The sequence below is a fragment of the Salinibacter sp. genome, from assembly GCF_042218895.1.
Lineage (GTDB): Bacteria > Bacteroidota > Rhodothermia > Rhodothermales > Salinibacteraceae > Salinibacter.
The window spans coordinates 1-19258 of record NZ_JBDGQQ010000013.1 but is presented as its reverse complement, the minus strand read 5'-3'; the positions used below and the strand labels follow the sequence as shown (position 1 = coordinate 19258).

Annotated in this window: 15 protein-coding genes; 8 read left to right on the top strand and 7 right to left on the bottom strand. The window is 62.6% G+C overall.

Going from position 1 to position 19258, the window contains the following annotated elements; genetic code table 11:
• The first annotated feature begins 78 nt into the window (after positions 1-78).
• Positions 79-525, top strand: coding sequence for a ribonuclease HI (rnhA, locus tag ABEL04_RS01580; protein ID WP_375800620.1), 447 nt, complete (start codon positions 79-81; stop codon positions 523-525).
• 65 nt (positions 526-590) lie between these two features.
• Here rnhA and ABEL04_RS01575 read toward each other — a convergent pair whose 3' ends face one another.
• Positions 591-1202, bottom strand: a complete 612-nt coding sequence (locus ABEL04_RS01575) for an IMPACT family protein (RefSeq protein WP_375800619.1) — start codon at positions 1200-1202, stop codon at positions 591-593.
• A gap of 294 nt (positions 1203-1496) precedes the next feature.
• Between ABEL04_RS01575 and ABEL04_RS01570 the strand changes: the two genes are divergently transcribed.
• From ABEL04_RS01570 to ABEL04_RS01555, 4 genes are all read left to right on the top strand, one after another.
• Positions 1497-2927, top strand: coding sequence for an efflux RND transporter periplasmic adaptor subunit (locus tag ABEL04_RS01570; RefSeq protein WP_375800618.1), 1431 nt, complete (start codon positions 1497-1499; stop codon positions 2925-2927).
• A gap of 41 nt (positions 2928-2968) precedes the next feature.
• A complete protein-coding gene (locus tag ABEL04_RS01565; RefSeq protein ID WP_375800617.1) occupies positions 2969-6097 on the top strand; it encodes an efflux RND transporter permease subunit in 3129 nt (1042 codons plus the stop codon).
• Positions 6098-6355: 258 nt separating this feature from the next.
• On the top strand, positions 6356-7021 hold the full coding sequence (locus ABEL04_RS01560) for an SAM-dependent methyltransferase (protein ID WP_375800616.1): 666 nt from the start codon (positions 6356-6358) through the stop codon (positions 7019-7021).
• 272 nt (positions 7022-7293) lie between these two features.
• Complete coding sequence (locus ABEL04_RS01555; RefSeq protein WP_375800615.1) at positions 7294-9822, top strand: DUF5916 domain-containing protein; 2529 nt, start codon at positions 7294-7296, stop codon at positions 9820-9822.
• Between the two features lie 133 nt (positions 9823-9955).
• Here ABEL04_RS01555 and ABEL04_RS01550 read toward each other — a convergent pair whose 3' ends face one another.
• From ABEL04_RS01550 to ABEL04_RS01530, 5 genes are all read right to left on the bottom strand, one after another.
• Positions 9956-10294, bottom strand: a complete 339-nt coding sequence (locus ABEL04_RS01550) for an ATP-dependent Clp protease adaptor ClpS (protein WP_375800614.1) — start codon at positions 10292-10294, stop codon at positions 9956-9958.
• A gap of 85 nt (positions 10295-10379) precedes the next feature.
• Positions 10380-10661 (bottom strand): phosphoribosylformylglycinamidine synthase subunit PurS, encoded by a 282-nt coding sequence (purS, locus tag ABEL04_RS01545; protein WP_375800613.1) that lies wholly within the window; start codon positions 10659-10661, stop codon positions 10380-10382.
• 65 nt (positions 10662-10726) lie between these two features.
• Positions 10727-11605, bottom strand: coding sequence for a CDP-diacylglycerol--serine O-phosphatidyltransferase (gene pssA / locus ABEL04_RS01540; RefSeq protein WP_375800612.1), 879 nt, complete (start codon positions 11603-11605; stop codon positions 10727-10729).
• A 19-nt stretch (positions 11606-11624) separates the two neighbouring features.
• Complete coding sequence (locus tag ABEL04_RS01535; RefSeq protein ID WP_375800611.1) at positions 11625-12374, bottom strand: phosphatidylserine decarboxylase family protein; 750 nt, start codon at positions 12372-12374, stop codon at positions 11625-11627.
• A 151-nt stretch (positions 12375-12525) separates the two neighbouring features.
• Entirely contained in the window at positions 12526-12951 is a 426-nt protein-coding gene (locus ABEL04_RS01530) for a PIN domain-containing protein (RefSeq protein ID WP_375800610.1), read from the bottom strand.
• Positions 12952-13508: 557 nt separating this feature from the next.
• Between ABEL04_RS01530 and ABEL04_RS01525 the strand changes: the two genes are divergently transcribed.
• From ABEL04_RS01525 to ABEL04_RS01515, 3 genes are all read left to right on the top strand, one after another.
• Positions 13509-14021, top strand: a complete 513-nt coding sequence (locus tag ABEL04_RS01525; protein WP_375800609.1) for a helix-turn-helix transcriptional regulator — start codon at positions 13509-13511, stop codon at positions 14019-14021.
• A 1062-nt stretch (positions 14022-15083) separates the two neighbouring features.
• Positions 15084-15575: a hypothetical protein gene (locus ABEL04_RS01520; RefSeq protein ID WP_375800608.1), complete on the top strand. Its 492-nt coding sequence runs from the start codon at positions 15084-15086 to the stop codon at positions 15573-15575.
• A gap of 10 nt (positions 15576-15585) precedes the next feature.
• Positions 15586-16128: a hypothetical protein gene (locus tag ABEL04_RS01515; protein ID WP_375800607.1), complete on the top strand. Its 543-nt coding sequence runs from the start codon at positions 15586-15588 to the stop codon at positions 16126-16128.
• 66 nt (positions 16129-16194) lie between these two features.
• Here ABEL04_RS01515 and carB read toward each other — a convergent pair whose 3' ends face one another.
• On the bottom strand, positions 16195-19023 hold the full coding sequence (gene carB, locus ABEL04_RS01510; protein ID WP_375800606.1) for a carbamoyl-phosphate synthase large subunit: 2829 nt from the start codon (positions 19021-19023) through the stop codon (positions 16195-16197).
• Between the last annotated feature and the right edge of the window lie 235 nt (positions 19024-19258).

Genomic DNA, 19258 nt, shown 5'->3' with positions numbered 1-19258 from the left:
TCCTTGCGGCACGTGGGAACTGCTTGCTCAGGCCGCGTACGTTTCGCTCTCGTCCTCCGTATCATTTCTACCTCTTCCGTGACAGACGTGACCATCTACACCGACGGCGCCTGCAGCGGCAACCCCGGGCCGGGCGGCTGGGCGGCCCTCATCATCCCCGAAGACAATCCCGAGGCCTACGAGGAGCTCACCGGCGGCGAGCCACACACCACGAACAACCGCATGGAGCTCAGGGCCGCGCTGGAGGCGCTCCAGGCACTGGAGGCGCCCGCTCAGGTGGCCCTCCACACCGACAGCGAGTATCTCTCCAAGGCGTTCAACGAGGGATGGCTCGAGAGCTGGCAGGACAACGACTGGCAAACCTCCTCGAACAACGACGTGAAGAACCAGGGCCTCTGGAAGGCGCTGCTCGACGAGGCGGCGCGTCACGACGTGGACTGGGTATGGGTGAAAGGGCACGCCGACGACGAACTCAACATCATGGCCGACGAGCTTGCCGTCGCCGCGATGGAGCAGTTCAAGTGAGTGTGGGAGTGTGGACGTGTGGGGAAATGAATGAAAGCACCTGCCGAACGCTCAACGCCCAACGCTTAACGCCCGACCCTCAACACATCTCCGCGATCGGAGAGGGCATTCGTAAAGGCGTCAACGAACGCATCCACCTCTGACTGCCGCACGCCCACCGTGAGCGTCGTGACGTCCGTGTACTCGCTGTCCTGCACTTCCGTATCGAACTGTTGGAGGACACGCTGGGCGGGCGAGGTATCGTCATAGTCGAATCGGAGGCGGACAGGAATGCGAACGACCCGCTCCACGATAGAGGCCCGGTCCAGAGCCATCGCGGCCGCATCGCCGTAGGCCCGGGCGAGCCCCCCGGTGCCCAGCTCGGTGCCGCCGAAGTAGCGGGTCACCACCACGAGCGTATTGGTGAGCTCCCGCGCGTCGATCTGGCGGAGGATGGGCTGCCCAGCCGTGCCGCTCGGCTCCCCATCGTCATCGTAGCGGAAGTCGTCCCCATCCTGCCCCAGCCGGTACGCCGAGCAGTGGTGCGTAGCGCTCGGCTCGCGCTCGCGGATCGTCTCGATCTGGGCTTGGACCGCCGCACGGCTTCCGGCCGGCTTCGCGTCGACGAGAAAGCGGGACCCATCGACCGTGCGCTCGGCCCGGGCGGAGGTCGCAAGGGTGCGGTACGTGTCACTCACGGCAGAATCAGGGCAGTGGTCACAGAGAAGTAAACCTTCCACGGCGACGCAGCCCGCAACGATCCGGTACGCTTTGTGACAGCATTGTGCGCCTGGACCCGTCGCGCGTGCAACTGATGCGCGACCCGGAAACTCCGGGCCCGAATTCCGGTGGGCAAAGGCCCTGTGCCGAGCCGTCCCTGTTCACTTCCCCCAACCGCAAAAATGCTGGCAAACCCTACGACGGCGGACACAGGAATCGCGTGCTGCCGTTCGACTAAGTCCATCTCCTTCTCGTTCACCTGCACGTCTCCCATGACGCGGCTTCTTACGATCTGCCTTCCTGCTCTTCTCTTGCTCACCGGTTGCGGCTCATCGTCGGAGGACGGGGGGCAGCGAGGGGGGCGCAGAGGCGGTGAGCAGTCCACGCCCGCCGTGGAGGCGGTGCAGGCGCGCTATGGCTCGTTGCCGCTGCAGGAGCAGATGAGCGGCACGGTTGAGGCGTTCAATCAGGTCGTCATTACCCCTGAAATCGATGCACCGGTGGAAGCGGTTCTGGCGCAGAACGGGGATTACGTGCAGAAGGGCGAGCCGCTCGTCCGGCTGCGCGATGACGTGTACCGGGAGCGCGTGCGGCAGGCGGAAGCGTCCCTCCAGATTGCACAAGCGGACGTCAAAAGTGCCCGTGCCAACTTGAGAGAACTGCGCGCCCAGCTCAAGCGGACCCAGCGCCTCGCTAAGCAGAACTTTGAGAGCCAACAGCAGCTCGAATCGCTGAAGGCCCAGGTCGCCCAAGCGGAGGCACAGGTGGCGCAGGCCAAGGGGCAAGTGGCGCAAGCGAAAGCCACGCTCGATGAGCGGCAGACCGACCTGCGCCGCACGGTGATTCGCGCCCCCATCAGCGGACAGGTGGGCAACCGCAACGTGCAGGTGGGCCAGCGCGTGGGGCCCAACACGCAGCTCTACACGATGGGGAACCTCGATTCGGTGCGCGTAGAGGTCGGCGTTACGGACCGCATGCTCGGGCGCGTAGAGCCGGGCCAGACCGCCCGGGTCTCGATCCCCTCCGTGAGAGATACCGTCGTGACGGCGGAGGTGACGCGCCTTTCCCCCTTCATCAACAACGAGAGCTACAGTGCCGAGGCCGAAATTGAGATTCCCAACCCGGGCGGGCTGTTCAAAGCCGGCATGTTCGTGCAGGTAGACGTGGCGTACGCCGAGAGTCAGAAGGCCACGCTCGTTCCCCTCAGCGCCATCTACGAGGATCCCTCGTCCGGCGCCCGCGGCATTTTTGTGGCCCCCACGCTCGGCACCGAAATTCCCGTCGAGACGCCTGACGACTACAACCCCGAGGACCCGCCGCCGCTTACCCCGCCGACGCCCACCCGCTTCCGTGACGTAGAGATCGTGGCGGAGGGCCAGCAGCTCGCCGGGGTGCGCGGCATCGAGCCCGGGGCGTGGGTGGTAACGGTCGGCCAGAACCTGCTAAGCACGAGCGCCGACGAGCGCGTCGATGCCCGCGTGCGCCCCCTCCCCTGGTCGCGCCTCCTGACACTCCAGCGCCTGCAGGACACCGATCTGCTCCGCCGCATCATGAAGCGCCAGCAGCGCATGGCCGAGCAGCGGTTTGGAGAGTCACCGGACACGAGTGCAACGGACACGACGCAGTCGTCCACCGCACAGCAGCCGACGACCTCCCCCGACACCCTCGGCGGCTCGTCCCTCTCAGACGCGACGCCCCGATAACCCTCTCCTCTCTCCGCTCTTTCCGCATTCCCTCCAGCCCGATGGCCCTCTACGACACCTCCATCCGCCGACCCGTGGCGACCGCGATGATGTTCCTGGCCGTCATCGTCGTGGGCTCGGTGAGCTTCTACTACCTGCCGGTCGACCTCCTGCCCGAGATCGAGTATCCCCGCGTCACGGTCTACACCAACTACCCGAACGTGGGGCCGGAGGAGGTCGAGAAAATCATCACCGACCCTGTTGCCAATGCGGTCTCTGGGGTTCCCAACGTCGAGCGGATCACCTCCAGCTCCGAGGAAGGAGAGAGCCGCGTCAATCTTGAGTTCGCGCAGGGCACCAATCTGAACGCCGCCGCCAACGACGTGCGCGCCGCCCTCGACCGCATCCGCGACGACCTGCCGGTGGAGGCCGAGCCGCCTGGCATCTGGAAATTTGATCCCAACAGCCAGGAGATCGTCTCCATCGCTGTGGAGTCGAAGCGCAGCCTGGAATCACTCACGCGGCTCCTGGAGCGGGACCTCAGTCGGCGGTTCGAGCAGATCCCCGGCGTGGGGACGCTTAACATCCGGGGCGGCATCTACCGCCAGATCCGTGTGAACATTGAACGGGATCGGCTGAAGGCCTACGACCTATCCGCCGCGCAGGTGCAACAGGCCATCGCGCAGTCGAACGTGGCCCTGCCCGGCGGCAACGTGAAGGAGGGCCTGAAGGACCTATACGTCCGCACGCAGGGGGAGTACAAATCGCTCGAGCAGATCCGGCAGACGGTTATCACGACCGCCGGGGGCGATCCCATCCAGGTGCAGGACGTGGCAAACGTGGTGGACGGCCACGAGGACCTGCAGCGCGTGGCCGAACTGAACGGGGTCCCCGTGGTCCAGCTTCAGATCCAGAAGCAGAGCGGGGCCAACACGGTGTCGGTCGCGGAGCGCATCCGCCAGGAGGTGAAACGGGTCAACGAGACGCGCTCGGACGTTCGGCTGACCGTCGTCAGTGACCAGAGCGAGTTCATCCGCAAGTCGATCAACAACGTCCAGAACTCGGCCATTTGGGGCTCGCTGCTGGCCATTCTGGTGCTCTACCTCTTCCTGCGAAACGGGTCGACGACGTTTATCATCGCGCTGTCGATTCCGATCTCCATCATCGCCACCTTCGGGCTCCTCTTCTTCAACGACCTGACGCTGAACCAGATGACGTTCGGCGGGCTGGCGCTGGGGGTGGGCCTCATCGTGGACAACGCCATTGTCGTCCTAGAGAATATTGTCCGCCAACGGGAGGAGAATGGGTTATCACTCAAGAAGGCGGCGTCGATCGGCACGCGGGAGGTGGCGGGCGCCATCGTCGCCTCCACGCTTACCACGTCGGTCATCTTCCTCCCCCTGGCCTTTGCCCGCACCACCACGGCGGCCCTCTTCCAGTCGCTCGCGCTGGTCGTCGTCTTCGCGCTGGTCTGCTCGCTGCTGGTGGCCCTCACGCTGGTGCCCATGATGGCCAGCCGCTTCATGACCATCGACGCGGACGAGGGCACCGACGTGGACGCGTCGAAGTCGTGGTTCCAGCGGGCGTTCACTCGCCTGGAGAACCGCTATTCGTCGCTTATCGAGCGCGCCCTGCAGTACCGCTGGCTCGTATTCAGCGCCACGGCGGTGCTCCTGGTGGGGGCGCTGGCGCTTTGGCCGATGGTCTCGATCGAGCTTGCCCCGCAGACGGACGCGAATCAGATCGATGTCGATCTCGAAATGGCGCAGGGGACCAACATTGCAGTGGTCATGGAGTACCTGGAGGAGCTGGAGCAGCGCGTGAAGGCGGAGCTTCCGGACAAGGACGTCAAGAATTTTGCCAAGCAGGTCCAGCCGTGGGGCGCTGAGGTGGAGATTCGGCTGGCGTCGGCCTCGGAGCGCTCGATCAACACATTTGCCCTGGCCGACAGCATTCGGTCGAACGTGCTGGGGAAGGTCCCCGGCGCCGACATTCGGGTGAGCGCACAGTCGGGCCTCTGGGTCCTACGGCGCATCTTTAGCACCGGCAGCGGCAATGAGGCCCTGCAGGTGCAACTGCGGGGCTACGATTTGGAGCAGGCCCGCAAGATTGCCGGGCGCATCCGAAGCCGGCTGGAGACCGTGGAGGGCGTGGCCAGTGTCCGCTCGGAGCGGCGGGAAGGGCGGCCGGAGCAGAACATCCGGTTCCTGCGCGGGAAGATTTCGTCGCTCGGCCTCTCGGTGCAGGAGGTGGCGCAGGCCGTGCAGACGAACCTGGGCGGGAGCCGGGCCGCGTCGTACCGCTCGGGGGGCGAGCAATTCCCAATCGTCGTGCGGCTGCGCCCGGAGGACCGTCTCTCGGTGCAGGACTTGGACAACGTCTCGATTCAAACGCCCGGCGGCCAGTCCGTCCCGCTCTCCACCCTGGTGCGCACGAACCGCGGACGGGGCCCCACCGAAATTCAGCGCATCAATGGGCGGCGAGTGACCTATATCTCGGCGACCCTCACAAGCGACGCGGTACTCGGGGAGGTCGTGGACCGGGCCCGCACGGAACTCTCGGAGCTGTCCCTGCCGGAGGACTTCTCGGTCGTCTTCGGCGGACAGTACCGCGAGCAGAAAAAGGCGCAGCGCGACTTCGTCATTGCCATCATCATGGCGCTGGTGCTCATCTACATGGTCATGGCGGGCCAGTTTGAGCGCTTCCTCGACCCGCTCGTCGTCATGTTCAGCGTGCCGCTCGTCCTGATCGGCGTCCTCCCCACCCTCGTCTTCACAGGAACCACCGTGAACATCCAGAGCGTGATGGGCTTGGTGATGCTGATCGGGATCGTGGTGAACAACGCGATCGTGCTCGTCGACTACATCAACCTCATGCGGCGGGAGCACGAAATGGACCTCCTCCCAGCGGTCGCAGAGGCGGGACGACTGCGGCTGCGCCCGATTCTCATGACGACCCTCACCACGGTGCTGGGCCTCGTGCCCCTCGCCATCGGCCTGGGCGCCGGCGCCGAGATTCAGGCGGCCCTCGCCCGCGTCGTCATTGGCGGCCTCCTCGCCTCGACCCTCATCACGCTCGTCCTCATCCCCGCCGCCTACGTGAGCCTCGAACTCGCGGCCCGCTCTCTCCGCGCGAAGCTGCCGGACTGGTCCTGGCTCCCCGACTCGACGCTCCAACCACGAAAGGCATGACGGCCCAGTGGGACGGCCTACCTCGGAATACCGCGAGTGGGCATTTCGAGTCGGTTCCCCCTCGACGTCCCGACAACATCGGCCATGGAGCAGGGGCTCCCCGTAGCCTCCGCAGAGTGAACCATCTCGCCAGTGCCGCTTTAGGTCCTCCTCACGCACACCAGTCCTGGCGCACACGAGTCCGGTCTGTGAAACGCGGACTCCTTGGGAGCTGCTATCAGATCGTCCTGTCCCCCGTTCGCAAGCAAATCCCCGCTCATGCATGCCGCAAGTCTCTCCTCCGCTGCACTCAGATCCATCTTTGCGCTCATCTTTCTGGTCGTAGGGATATTATCCCACCTGGGCTGTGCCCAGAACCCAGACACTTCGACGGTGGACTCTTCAGAGGTGACGATTCAGGAGCCTTCCTCGGCTACCACCTCTACAGACACGAGTGTTGACTCGGACGTGCCGTTCGTGGTCACCCCACGCAAGACCGTAAAAGGCATGCTGGAGCTCGCCGACGTATCGAAACGCGACACGGTCTACGACCTCGGCAGTGGGGATGGTCGGGTTCCCATCATGGCCGCCAAGAAGTACGGAGCCTACGGTGTGGGCATCGAAATCAAGCCCGACTTGGTGCAGCGGGCTCGCAAGAATGCCAAGCTCTCCGGCGTCAGCGACAAGGTGGAATTTCGACAGCAGGACATTTTTAAGGCCGACTTCAGCGACGCAACGGTCGTGACGATGTATCTCTTTCCAGAAGTGAACATAAAGCTTCGGCCCATGCTCTTCGAGCAGCTTGATCCAGGGACCCGCATCGTCTCCCACAGCTTTGACATGGACGCATGGGAGCCCGATTCGACCATGGAAGTGAACGGAGACGTTCTTTATCTCTGGACGATCCCCGAAGAGACGCCGGAGTTTGTTGACCATCAAAAGTAAGGCCATGCTCATTTTCGTCGCCCAATCTGCTGACCGGACATTGGACCCGATGCCGAACTGAACGTCTGCTGCAGTGGTCGGCCCCGATTCTGGAATTCCGAAATCGGTCTGCGCGCGGCTGAACGTAGACTGAAGACACGAGGAATGCGAATCGCGGCTACACACAGTTCACCTCCCGTAGCAAATCTTTTCTCGAAAGTGGGCATTCGGACCCGTGCGAGAGGGATTGACGCTCCTCCATTTCTGAATCGCTCCCAGTTGCTGCACCCCGCATGTTTGGCGTACTCGTCACTTTGCTTTCCCTTACAACCGTTGTCGCTCCCTGTGACTCGAGTGGCAGCGGTTCCTCCCCCGACCGATGCGCCTTAACGGCGCAGCCGGTTTCGTCCACGGTCACGGTGGACGGAATGCTCCGGGAGTCGGGCTGGGAGAACGCCCCGACCGCTACCGGCTTTCGCCAGCTGGAGCCCCGAGAGGGAGCACCGGCGTCGCAGCGGACGGTCGTTCGTGTGCTCTACGGGGACGACGCTCTCTATGTCGGCGCCACCCTGTACGACGACAACCCGGATCGCATCCGGGCCCGCCTGGCTCGCCGCGACCAGCGCAACCAGGCCGACTGGTTTGAGGTGTCGCTCGACTCCTACTTCGATCAGAAAACGGCCCGCACCTTTGCGGTCAACGCAGCGGGCGTTCAGCGCGACGGAATCATCCAGGGAGGGGGAGGAGGCCGCGGGGGCCCTCTCGACACCTCCTGGGACGCCCTCTGGCGCTCCGAGGTGCGGATCACAAACGACGGATGGACGGTCGAGCTCCGGATTCCGTACTCGGAGCTTCGCTTCTCACAGGCCAACCGCCAGACCTGGGGCATCCAGTTTCGGCGCCGGATTCCACGAAACAGCGAAGTGGCCGAATGGCCCCTTGTGCCTTCGTCCGAGCGGCGGAGCAGTCTCGTAGCGCAGTACGGAACCCTAACTAACCTCCGCAATCTGGATTCGGAGCGCACCATACGGGTTGCCCCGTACACTGTGGGACGCGTGCGCACTCGGGAGGACCCGGGGGCGCCCGGTACGATGACGGCCTCCTCTACGTACGACGCCGGCGCCAACATCGAGGTGGGGCTCAGCTCCAACACGACGCTGAACGCAACCCTCAATCCGGACTTTGGACAGGTGGAAGCGGATCCAGCCGTGCTGAACCTGTCGGCCTTCGAAACCTTCTTCCCGGAGAGGCGCCCGTTCTTTGTGCAGGGGACCGACGTGTTCGACTTTCGTCTCGGTCGGGAGGCAAACCTTCTCTACACCCGTCGAATTGGGGGCACCGCGCCGGTCATCGGCGCCCTGAAGCTCACTGGGCGTTCCCGGAGCGAACTCACGTATGGAGTCATGGGAGCCACCACCGGCCACGACTTCTCCCCAAACCGAAGCTACGTCGTCGGCCGCCTTCGTCAGGACATCGGCAGTTTCTCCTCGATGGGCGCCATGCTGACGGCGTTTGACGGGCCTACGTCCGAGTATCGACGGCGCGCCTTCTCCGGGGGAGTTGATTGGGACCTTCGTTTCAACGAAAACACGTATCAGGTACAGGGGCACCTCAGCGCCACCCATCGGCGCACGACGGCCCCCGACGCCACTCCGAACACAGGCCTGGCTCTGAGCACGGAAATCGGTCGCATCCAGGGAAACTGGACGTACGACGCTGGTTTTCAGCTGCGGGACGACGACTTTAACCCAAACGACGTGGGCCGACTCCAGAGAAACAATTTCTTCCGCGTGAGCGGCTTTCTCAATCACCAGTTCAATGGGGGACAGCCGTTCGGCCCCTTCCAGAGTGCCGAGGGGTTTGTGTTCGTCGAGCAGAGCTGGTCGTACCGGAACCGTTTAAGCCGAGGGCTCGGCTTCTTCTCGCGCTTCGAGATGTTAACCGACGGTTTCCGGTCTCTTTCCTTGCAGCTAGACGGCGACAAGTTGTTCGGCGGCTTCGATCTGTTCGAAACCCGCGGTCTCTGGCCCCGGGCACGGCCCCGCACGGCTCAGACCGAGATCTCCTACGGGACCGACACGCGGCGTAGTTGGACCCTCGAAGCCGAGGTGGGCGCGAAGCTTCGGTCCGACGGGGGCATGACCTGGACGACGAGCCTGAATTCGGAATGGAACGTAGGCAGCCGACTGAAACTATCGGGTGAGGTGTCCTATGAGATCGAACGGGATGCCGTCGAGTGGGCCGCGAACGAGGCCTTCATCCGCCGGTCGGGCGGCCGCTGGGCCATCGCTCCCAGTCCCGATGCGGACGCGTTCACCACGCTAGAGACCGGCCACGATCGGCTCAACGCCATCCTCCCGGACGTCCCGACGGCCGATGATTTCGACGACGGGTATCACGTGCCCGTCTACGGTGCCCGCGACACCGAACGCCTCAACTTCACCCTTCGCTCCAACCTCGCGCTGACCCGAAACCTGTCATTCGAATTCTTCGGGCAACTCTTCGCGGCTCGGGGGCGCTACCAAGACTTCCGAATCTTGACCTCGCCGAACACCTTCGCCTCGTTTTCGGCCTACCCGAAGCGACACGACTTTGCCACGAGCAGCTTTCTGACCAACGCGGTGCTCCGCTGGGAATTTCGACCGGGGTCGGAGCTCTTCGTGGTCTGGTCGCAGGACCGGCGACTCAACCGTGACGATCCGTTCTTCCGGCATCAGCAGGCCTCTCCCTATCGTCGATCCATCTCGGGGCGCCTGACGGACGCGTTCGAGGACCTTCCCCGCAACACTTTCATCGTCAAGCTGCGGTACACGTTCTACTGATCTGATTTCCCTATCGAACGGTCGGGAACCCCTCTGGCCGGTCCCCCCCCGGCCGAGGAGGAGTCAAATCTGATTCCGTCTCCGTGTGGAGTCGTTCGGGCACACAGGAGAACCGACTTGAGCGTCCCTTGCCCTATCCCTGAATCTCCGTGACCAACTGAATTTCCTTGAGCACGCTCTGCACCTCGAAGCATTCCTCGAAGGTGCCCTCATAAACGTCGGCCTTGCCTTCGTTGTGGACCGTCCAGGCGAGGTCCTCGGCCTCCCCGCGGCTGCACCCGGTAGCCTTCATCAGCTGCCCGATGACTTCCTCGAAGGTGTGCACCTCATCGTTGAACAGGATGACGAACCAGGGGTCGTCGGTATCCCCGCCTACGTCTTCCTCCTCAAGCTCTTCGACCTCCGGAGGGGCTGGCTTTACATCCGGTTCAGCAGGAGCACCAAAAGCGTAGGGGAGATTGTGTGTGCTCATCACGAGATCAGAGCGGTTCGAATGAGTGTCTCGGCGGAGAGAGCGCCCCTGTTCCGGAGTAGCGACGCGCGGGGAAGCGGGACCGCTACTCGGTGGGCATTTCCTGAATGTCGTCGGAAGAAACCGGTGCAAGGTGAATCTCGAAGTCCTCGGTGACGGGATTCGCCAGGAGTTCTTCGCAGGCGTCCGCAGCGATCCGGCGGGCCTCCTCTTCGTCTTCAGCCTCAATCCATACCTCGGCCTGCGTGCCCATCCGCACCTGTCTCACTTGCTCGTATCCGAGGTTGGTGAGTGCCTGTTGTACCGTTTTGCCCTCGGGATCAAGGATCGAGGGGCGGAGGGTAATCGAGATCGTGGCCTTGTACATGTGCGGACGGGAGCAAAGTTGAGACGAAGAGGCCACCGATAAGTTCAGTGGCGTCGGCGCGGGCGTCAGGAAGGATCCGACTGTATCTTGGGAGCCGGGGTGGTAAGGGCCTCCCCGAGCTGGTAGAGGGCCTGACCGATTCCGTGCAAAAGGTAGACGGCCAACACAATCAGGAGGCCAAACTCCCGGAGGCCCACGATGAGCACACCCGCCAGCAGGTAGACTGTTGTCTTTCTCGGGTGGGCCCGTACGTACTGAAGAGTCGGGGTCGGGATGGCCCCAAACCGAATGCTCGACACCATGAGCCCCGCCAGGACGATGACGACCGGCAGGATCACGTGAAGGCTCTCAAGCGCCAGGACTTGGCCCCAGGTTGAGTTTTCGGCGGTTAAGATGAGGGCCACTATTGCGATGGCCTGCCCCGGAATGGGAAGTCCTTCAAATCCCTCCTTGTCCGACGTGCTGGCGGTGAGATTGTATCGGGCGAGGCGGACGCCGCCGCAGAGGGCCGGAAGCGCCGCGACGATCATGCCGAGCGGCCCGAAAGCGCTCAGCGCGTAGCCGTAGATGACAAACGAGGGCGCGATGCCGAACGACACAATGTCGCTCAGCGAGTCGAGCTGCACGCCGAAGGGGCTGTCGGTGTCCGTGAGCCGGGCCATGATGCCGTCGAGCAGGTCGAAGAAGCCGGCCACGACGATTAGCCAGCAGGCCATCACGTACGCCGACTCGAGCACCTGGGTTAGCGCGAGAAATCCACACAGCATGTTCATGAGCGTAAAAAAGGACGGCACTGCCACGCGGGGCGGAGGCCGCTCGCTTCGCTGCTCGCGTCGGGCCGTCCGATAAGCACTGAGGCGACGTCGGATGCGTTTTGGACGAGATGGAGGCCCCTCCGTCGTCGGGGAGCCGCCCGAACGCTTTGACCCAAAGACATCGATCATCGGCCGCAGAGAAGTCCGATTAAGAACCAGAGGAGTGCGGAGAAGAGGTGAGCCTCTCGGAAGAACCGCTGGCTGCTTGTGCATCGGCGTCGGTCATGACCGTTCCCTCGGCCTCGGGCACGCGACCGAGCACCGTCGTGCCGGCCCGAACGGTCTGCCCCTCCTCTACGTCGAGCTCGATGGACGGGGGCACGAGCACGTCCATCCGCGAGCCAAACTTGACAATGCCGAAGCGCTGACCGGCCGTCACCGTGTCTCCTTCTTTGAGGTCGTACTCGATGCGACGCGCCACCGCCCCTGCAATTTGCTTGAACATGATTTTCGTCCCGCTGGGGTGCCGCAGGCCAAACTCGGACCGCTCATTCTTCTCACTGGCCTTGGGGTGCCAGGCTACGAGGTAGTCGCCAGGGCGGTACTTGGCGTATTCGATGACGCCGCGGGCCAGCACGCGGTTCACGTGCACGTCGAGCGGGGAGAGGAAGATGGAGATGCGCCGCGCTGGGCCGTTCAGGTAGAGGGGCTCCTCTTCTTCGACGATCTCCACCACGCGCCCGTCGGCCGGGGCCAAGAGGCCGTTCTCCCGGGCGTCCGGGGGCGGGGTCCGCTCCGGGTCCCGGAAGAAGAAGAGCGTGAACGCGAGGCCCCCGACCGCGAGCGCGAGCATCGGTCCTCGCCAGAGCCACGCGTCGACCTGGAGTGCCCCCAGGACCAGCGCCAGGGCGAGGCCCGCCACGACGGCGATCACCGTGTATCCTTCGCGTGCAATCACGAGCGGAGGCCAAAGTGGAGCAGGGAGGACTCGGGAGAGGGGAACCGCCGCCCGTTCCCCAGTAACGTTCCGCTGTACCTCCGGGGCACAGAGAAGTTCAGTCCTCCATCATGAACATCGTCCGGAGATTGCCTCCCCATTCATTCCTCTGTCAGCGCCGAGCGTCGAGGACATCCCGCGGCTCCCAGCGATCAAGGTCGGTGCGGTCGAAGTCGGTGTCGAAGCTGACGAGCTTCAACTCCCGCGAGGCCGCCGCCACGTACTGGTTGGCGTCGTCGAAGTCGAGGCGATACTCGTTCATCGCCTCGGGCAGGCGCAACAGTTCTTTCCCACTCAAGCGAATTCGTCTCAGTGACCGCCTCGTAAAGTTTCGCCGCAAAAAGGACAGAAAGTCATCCCCCTGCCCTTGACGTGTGAGACTCAGCCCAATCGAGTAGGGGGAGAACTCAGTGAGTCGGAGTCGTGCCAGTGGGGTTGCCTCTAACATCGTCTCCGCTTCATCAGCCCATTCCTGATCGAGAAGGAGCTCCAACCAGATGCTGGTGTCGATTAGGAATTGGTGGCTTGCTTCCTCCATTCCTCCTGAATCTTGTGCTGGAGCTCAACGGACGTGTACTGATCCCGCAGATGCTTCAACGCACCGCGAAAGCTGAGATCGAGATACTCTTCTTCTCCGCTTTCTTCGGGAGAAGTCTGAACAGCAGACTTTTTTCTCTCACTCCCTAAATCGGAATCCGTCGATTCTGAGAGTGCATCGACGTACCCCTCCACCCGCTTGCGCTGTTCGGAGGACAATCCCTCGATTTTCTCGATCAGAGTCTGTTTCGCGTCCGGGCTCATGGTTCTTTGGACATCGCGTGGGCATTCGTACGCAATTCCTAATACGCCCGGCACTCGAAGACCGGTCCATCCCTCGTCCCGAGGCTACCGCGACAGGTACAGGTCCTTCATCTCGTACGGCTGCTCAAAGTGCTCGTCGGAGAGGGAATCGACGAACGCGATCGCCTCGCCGGTCGACTTTATCTCGGTTTCCATTTTATGGAATTTAATGTTAAAAAATTCGAGAAGTCTTTCTTCGCAGTATGTGGCTTAATATAAAATTGACGGACTTCGCTGTTCGCAAATTGAGAAGGCATGCTGCATTGCTCCTCGCAGGAGGTGAGTCGCCGGCGGCGGTTGGCCAAAAACGGTTTGACGATAGATCTCCTCACCGACGGTCTTCCACCATGTCCAACCACGAAACGCAAGGCCGCCCCCCCCGAGATCATCGACGCCGAGCGGTCGGCCTACCGCGACAAGGTGCGCGACCCGGACCCGGACTGGCCGCCCGACGTGCGGGCCGTCTATTGCACGTGTCGGGAGCGCCTCTTCGAGATGGGGCTGGAGGCCCAGGAGGTGACTGACAATCTTGGAATCCGAAATCACAATATTTACAGCCGGTTTCGGTACTTCACCGGACAGAGAATCAAGGAGTGGATTATTCAGCATCGCCTTCGACTCGCCAAGCGCTTCCTCCGTCGTACGTCCCTATCCGGCACTTGGATTGCATTTGCGGTGGGGTATGAGAGCTCCAGCGGCTTCTGCACGACGTTCAAGCGGCGCGAAGGATGTACGCCGACAGCGTTCCGGGAGCGAGAGGAAGAATGAGAGGAATTTTGTGAGCAAAGATGAGATGCATGCATTCTCTTCAGCACGTATAATAGCAAGCGAACAAAATCACGCAATTTCTTTAACGCATCTATCCTATTGCCATGCTCTCAACCCGAATCAGGCGGTTCGCCGTCACGCTTATCGGCTGTCTTACGATGTTCGGAATGGCCATAGTAGCAAGCCCGACCAGTACTGCAGGTGCCAACGTGATTACGTGTGCCCGAAGCTGCTCTGAAATATGCCAGGTAAAAAAGGATGGCACTTGCACCAAAGTAGAATGTTGCCTTACGAACGACCTACCGTGCACCGAAGAGGAGACGTATACAAAAACATGCACAGGAATACCGGAGATATCCATAGGGGGATAATGACCAAACATGGCCCCGTCCGAGAGGACGGGGCTCTATTGTTTACACTCCCAAATGAAGACAAGCCGCGCGTCAGGATTAGGTAGCCTGGAAGTTTTCCGTCGTCCCTTCGCCTATTCATCCTGTGATGTATTCCTAATCATATATTACGGATATGAGAGCTAAAACATTGTCATTATTTACTTTTGTCTCGTTCATTGTAATATCTTGTTCCCCTTCTGATAATACCCCTAATCCCTACGGCCTGACCGCCGACATCCAGGGCAGCCCCTCAATCGAGCGAACATGGGTCGAGCCAACTGTCGAGAAGATTGCCACACTTTCGAGTGGAGAAGAGTATACGCTCTTCAGCCCGATTCTAAGAAGAATTTTAGACGACGGCACGATCCACATTTTTGACTTCGGTGACACTACGCTCAAGACATTCACTCCAGACGGGAGATATATCGCCACGTATGGACGAGGGAAAGGACAGGGCCCCGGGCAGGTGAGCCGCATCTACGACTCGGGGCGCACGCCGGATTCACTTGTTTACCTCGTGGATCGGAGACAACGGAAAGCTTCTTTTTTTCGCCAAAAGACTGGGGAGTTCGTCCGGAGCAACAAGTATAAGTCACTTCCCCTTAAAAATTTCGTGTGGGCAGCCGGCTCCAGGAAATACGCCCTGACCGGAAGTAGAACATCTCCCTTTATGACCATCTGGTCGTCGGGCCGCCAGCTCTCAGTCTCACAAATTACGATGCGCGACCTGCATTCCTTTGCATTCGAAGGCACTCTCCACGCACTTCAAAATCAGGTTGTCTACGTTCCCCTCAATTTCCCCGTCGTTATGACGTTCTCCCCGAGTGACACCACCGGCACCGCGTATCCGACCCCCGATTACGGGGATCCGCGGCCGAAAGTGCAAACAACGGATAATGGACGCACCTTCGCCCCGACCACTCACATGAACCGGGATGCGACCCTCCACAACGGAATGCTCACGGTCCGGAAGCCCACACCGGATGTCGACAGTATCGCGTTTGATCTCTACGATGCAAACGACATGAGCTACGAGCACTCGATCCGGTTTCCATACGACCTCCGTCGCGGAGACAGAGCCATGCATGCGCACGGACGCGTGCTAGCCATAGCGCGGGATACAACAGTGGCCCTCTACCGCGTACACCACCCCGAGCAATGAGGTATACACGATGGACCGTCCCCCTCAATACGCGGAGCTGGCCGCCCACGCTGCCCTGATCGCCGTAGCCGTGCTCGCATCCTGGGCGTACTGGCGGTCGGGAGAGCCGGAGGCATCGAGCGCCGCCGCCCCCACGGTTTACGTCGACTCCTCCGAGGCACTCTCAACGTGGAGACCCTCGGAGCGCAGAATTTTCCTGTTCGTGTCCCCCACCTGTCAGTTCTGCACGCGGAGCATGGACTTCTACGCCCGCCTGGGCCGCGTGGTCGACTCGATGCAGCGGGCCGGCGCTCCCGTGGCCCTAGCTGCGGTCATCGATGCTGCTGACTCTCCCCGAGCGCAGCGGCAGATCCTGCGCGACTCGAACGTTGCCGTTGACACGCTCCTGTCCCTTTCTTCTTCCTCTCTCATGCCCGTGGGTGTGACCGGGGTACCGACCGTGGCCGTCGAAGCGCCGGAAACATCCAGCCGCTCCGCGTGGGAGGGCCTCCAGGATTTGACGGGGGAGCAGGAGATCCTTTCGGTCGTCCGCTCGCTGGAGGAGGCCCCGTGAAGGCAGCATTTCGACTACGCCCAATGTGGCTCCGCTGCGGACGGGCCTCCGAGGGTTCAGGGTGCTCTACCGCGACAGGTACAGGTCTTTCATCTCGTAGGGCTGCTCAAAGTGCTCGTCGGAGAGGGAGTCGACGAAGGCGATCGCCTCGCCGGTCGACTTCATCTCCGGCCCCAGTTCCTTCGGCACCTCCGGGAACTTGTCCCACGAAAAGACCGGCTCCTTGATCGCGTAGTCGTCCAGGCTCGACTCCAGGGCGCCCCGCTCGCGGAAGGTCTTGAGGCTCTCCCCGAGCATCACCTTCGTGGCGATGGCGGGAATGGGGATGTCCGCGGCCTTGGCGATGAAGGGCACGGTGCGGGAGGCGCGCGGGTTGGCCTCGATGACGTAGACGGTCTCGTCCTTCACGATGAGCTGCACGTTCATGAGCCCGAGCACGTCCAGCTCGAACGCCAAGTCGCGCACGTACTGGCGGATCGTGTCCTTCACCGCCTCCGACAGGCTGAAGGGCGGCAGGACGGCGGTCGAATCGCCGGAGTGGACGCCCGCCGGCTCGATGTGCTGCATCATGCCCGCGATCCACACCTCCTCCCCGTCGCAGATGATGTCAACGTCGAGCTCGACGGCGTCTTCGAGGAAGCGGTCAAGCAGAATTTCGTTGTCGGGGTAGGTGTCCAGCACGTTCTGGACGTACTCGGCCACCTCCTCGCGGTTGATGGCGATGCGCATGCCCTCACCCCCGAGCACGTAGCTGGGGCGGACGAGCGCGGGATACCCGAGCCGATCGGTGGTCTCGACGGCCTCCTCCACCGAGTGGGCCACGCCGTAGGGCGGAAACGGAATCTCCAGCTTGCGCAGCACCTCCGTAAACTTGCCCCGGTCCTCGACGAAGTCCATCACCTCGAACGGGGTGCCGAAAATCGGAATGTCGTGCTCCTCGAACCGCTCGCCGAGCTTGATGGCCGTCTGTCCGCCGAGCTGCAGGATGACGCCCTCCGGCTGCTCCAGGTCGACCACGTCTTTGACCCGCTCCCAGAAGACGGGCTCGAAGTAGAGCTTGTCCGCCACGTCGAAGTCGGTGGACACCGTCTCGGGGTTGCAGTTGAGCATGAGGGCCTCGTAGCCCATCTCCTGCACCGCCTTTACGCCGTGGACGCAGCAGTAGTCGAACTCGATGCCCTGCCCGATCCGGTTGGGGCCGGAGCCGAGGATGAGCACCTTGTCGCGGCCGGTGACCGGGCTCTCGTTGACCGTCTCGTAGCTGGAGTAGTAGTAGGGCGTCTCCGCGGGAAACTCCCCGGCGCAGGTGTCCACGAGCTGGTAGGCCGGGGTGACATCCTGCTCTTTGCGGTGGGCCCGCACCTCCTCGTCGGACACGTCCTCGGGGACGAGGTAGGCGATCTGCTCGTCGGAGAAGCCCTCGCGCTTGGCTTCCCAGAGGAAGCGGTCGTCCATCTCGCGAAGCGGCGTCTCCCGCACGGCCTCCTCCAGGGCCACGAGGTCCTGGATCTGGTAGAGGAACCACTTGTCGATCTGTGTGATGTCGTGCACCTCTTCCACGCTCGCCCCGTAGCGGAACGCGTGACGGACGTGCAGGAGGTTGTCCCAGTGCGGTGTCTTCAACCGCTCGCGCACGGTCTCCCGGTCGGCGTCCGGCCGGTCGGCGCCCAGCCCCGCGTAGCCGATCTCCAGGCTCTGCCACGCCTTTTGCAGGCTCTCGTTGAACGTGCGGCCGATGGACATCACCTCGCCGACGGCCTTCATTTGCGTGGTCAGCTCCTCATCGACCCCCTCGAACTTGTCGAAGTTGAAGCGCGGGATCTTGGTGACCACGTAGTCGAGCGAGGGCTCGAAGCAGGCGCTCGTGTCGCCGGTGATTTCGTTGGGCAGCTCGTCGAGCATATAGCCCACCGCCAGCTTCGAGGCGACCTTGGCGATGGGGTAGCCGGTGGCCTTCGAGGCGAGGGCCGAGGAGCGGCTCACCCGCGGGTTGATCTCGATCACGATCATGCGGTCGGTCCCCGGCTCGAAGGCAAACTGAATGTTGCAGCCCCCCGCAAAGGTGCCGATCGAGTTCATCGCCCGAATCGCCGCGTCCCGCATCTTCTGGAACTGCTTGTCCGTCAGCGTCTGCTGCGGGGCGACGGTCACCGAGTCGCCGGTGTGCACGCCCATCGGCGTCACGTTCTCGATGGAGGCGATGATGATGACGTTGTCGTTCGGGTCGCGGAGCAGCTCCAGCTCGTACTCCTTCCACCCGAAGAGGCACTCGTCGATGAGGACCTGGTGGGCCGGGGAGAGCTCCAGGCCGCGCGTCACCATCTTCTCGAAGTCCTCGGCGTCCCACACGATGCCGCCCCCCGAGCCGCCGAGCGTGTAGGACGGCCGGATCACGACCGGCAGGCCGCCGAGCTCCTGCGTGATCTCCTTCGCCTCCAGCAGGCTCTTGGCGGTGTCGCTGCGAGATTGATCGAGCCCGATCTCGTCCATCAGGTCCCGAAACTCCTGGCGGTCCTCCGTAATCTGGACGGTGTCGGGGTCCACCCCAATGATCTCGATGCCCTCCTCGTCCCAGAAGCCATCCTCCTTCAGGTCCTGCGCCACGTTGAGGCCCGTCTGCCCGCCCATCGTGGGGAGCACCACGTCGGGCGCTTCCTCGCGGGCAATCTGCGCGATCGAGGAGGGCGTAAGCGGTCGGAGGTACACCTCGTCGGCCATCAGCGGGTCGGTCATGATGGTGGCCGGGTTCGAGTTGACCAGGATCACGCGGTAGCCCTCGTCCATGAGGGCCCGGGCCGACTGGCTCCCGCTGTAGTCGAACTCGCAGGCCTGCCCGATCACGATGGGGCCGGACCCGATGAGAAGAATGGTGTCGATGTCGGTGCGCTTGGGCATCTGGGTATTACGTATTCCGTATTGCGTATTTCGTATTGTGTCACCGCGTTCGTCGCAGCGGTCGCCGTTGGTGCAGAAAGTCAAAGGTCCCCGCACCGCGGTTCAATCTTCTGATTTTCCATCTTCAACCTTCCCACCTTCAACCTTCTCACCTTCAACCTTCCAATCTTCTAACTTTCAACTCACGCCGTCACCGTTGCCGGCTCGACGGAAGTCTCCGGAATCGTGACGTCCC

Bases quoted from the DNA above. Each gene is read 5' to 3' on its own strand.
- ABEL04_RS01560 (WP_375800616.1), top strand. From the start codon at position 6,356: ATGCATGCCGCAAGTCTCTCCTCCGCTGCACTCAGATCCATCTTTGCG.
- ABEL04_RS01520 (WP_375800608.1), top strand. From the start codon at position 15,084: ATGACCATCTGGTCGTCGGGCCGCCAGCTCTCAGTCTCACAAATTACG.
- ABEL04_RS01565 (WP_375800617.1), top strand. From the start codon at position 2,969: ATGGCCCTCTACGACACCTCCATCCGCCGACCCGTGGCGACCGCGATG.
- ABEL04_RS01555 (WP_375800615.1), top strand. From the start codon at position 7,294: ATGTTTGGCGTACTCGTCACTTTGCTTTCCCTTACAACCGTTGTCGCT.
- purS (WP_375800613.1), bottom strand. From the start codon at position 10,661: ATGTACAAGGCCACGATCTCGATTACCCTCCGCCCCTCGATCCTTGAT.
- carB (WP_375800606.1), bottom strand. From the start codon at position 19,023: ATGCCCAAGCGCACCGACATCGACACCATTCTTCTCATCGGGTCCGGC.
- ABEL04_RS01525 (WP_375800609.1), top strand. From the start codon at position 13,509: ATGCTGCATTGCTCCTCGCAGGAGGTGAGTCGCCGGCGGCGGTTGGCC.
- ABEL04_RS01515 (WP_375800607.1), top strand. From the start codon at position 15,586: ATGGACCGTCCCCCTCAATACGCGGAGCTGGCCGCCCACGCTGCCCTG.
- ABEL04_RS01530 (WP_375800610.1), bottom strand. From the start codon at position 12,951: ATGGAGGAAGCAAGCCACCAATTCCTAATCGACACCAGCATCTGGTTG.
- pssA (WP_375800612.1), bottom strand. From the start codon at position 11,605: ATGATCGATGTCTTTGGGTCAAAGCGTTCGGGCGGCTCCCCGACGACG.
- ABEL04_RS01550 (WP_375800614.1), bottom strand. From the start codon at position 10,294: ATGAGCACACACAATCTCCCCTACGCTTTTGGTGCTCCTGCTGAACCG.
- ABEL04_RS01570 (WP_375800618.1), top strand. From the start codon at position 1,497: ATGACGCGGCTTCTTACGATCTGCCTTCCTGCTCTTCTCTTGCTCACC.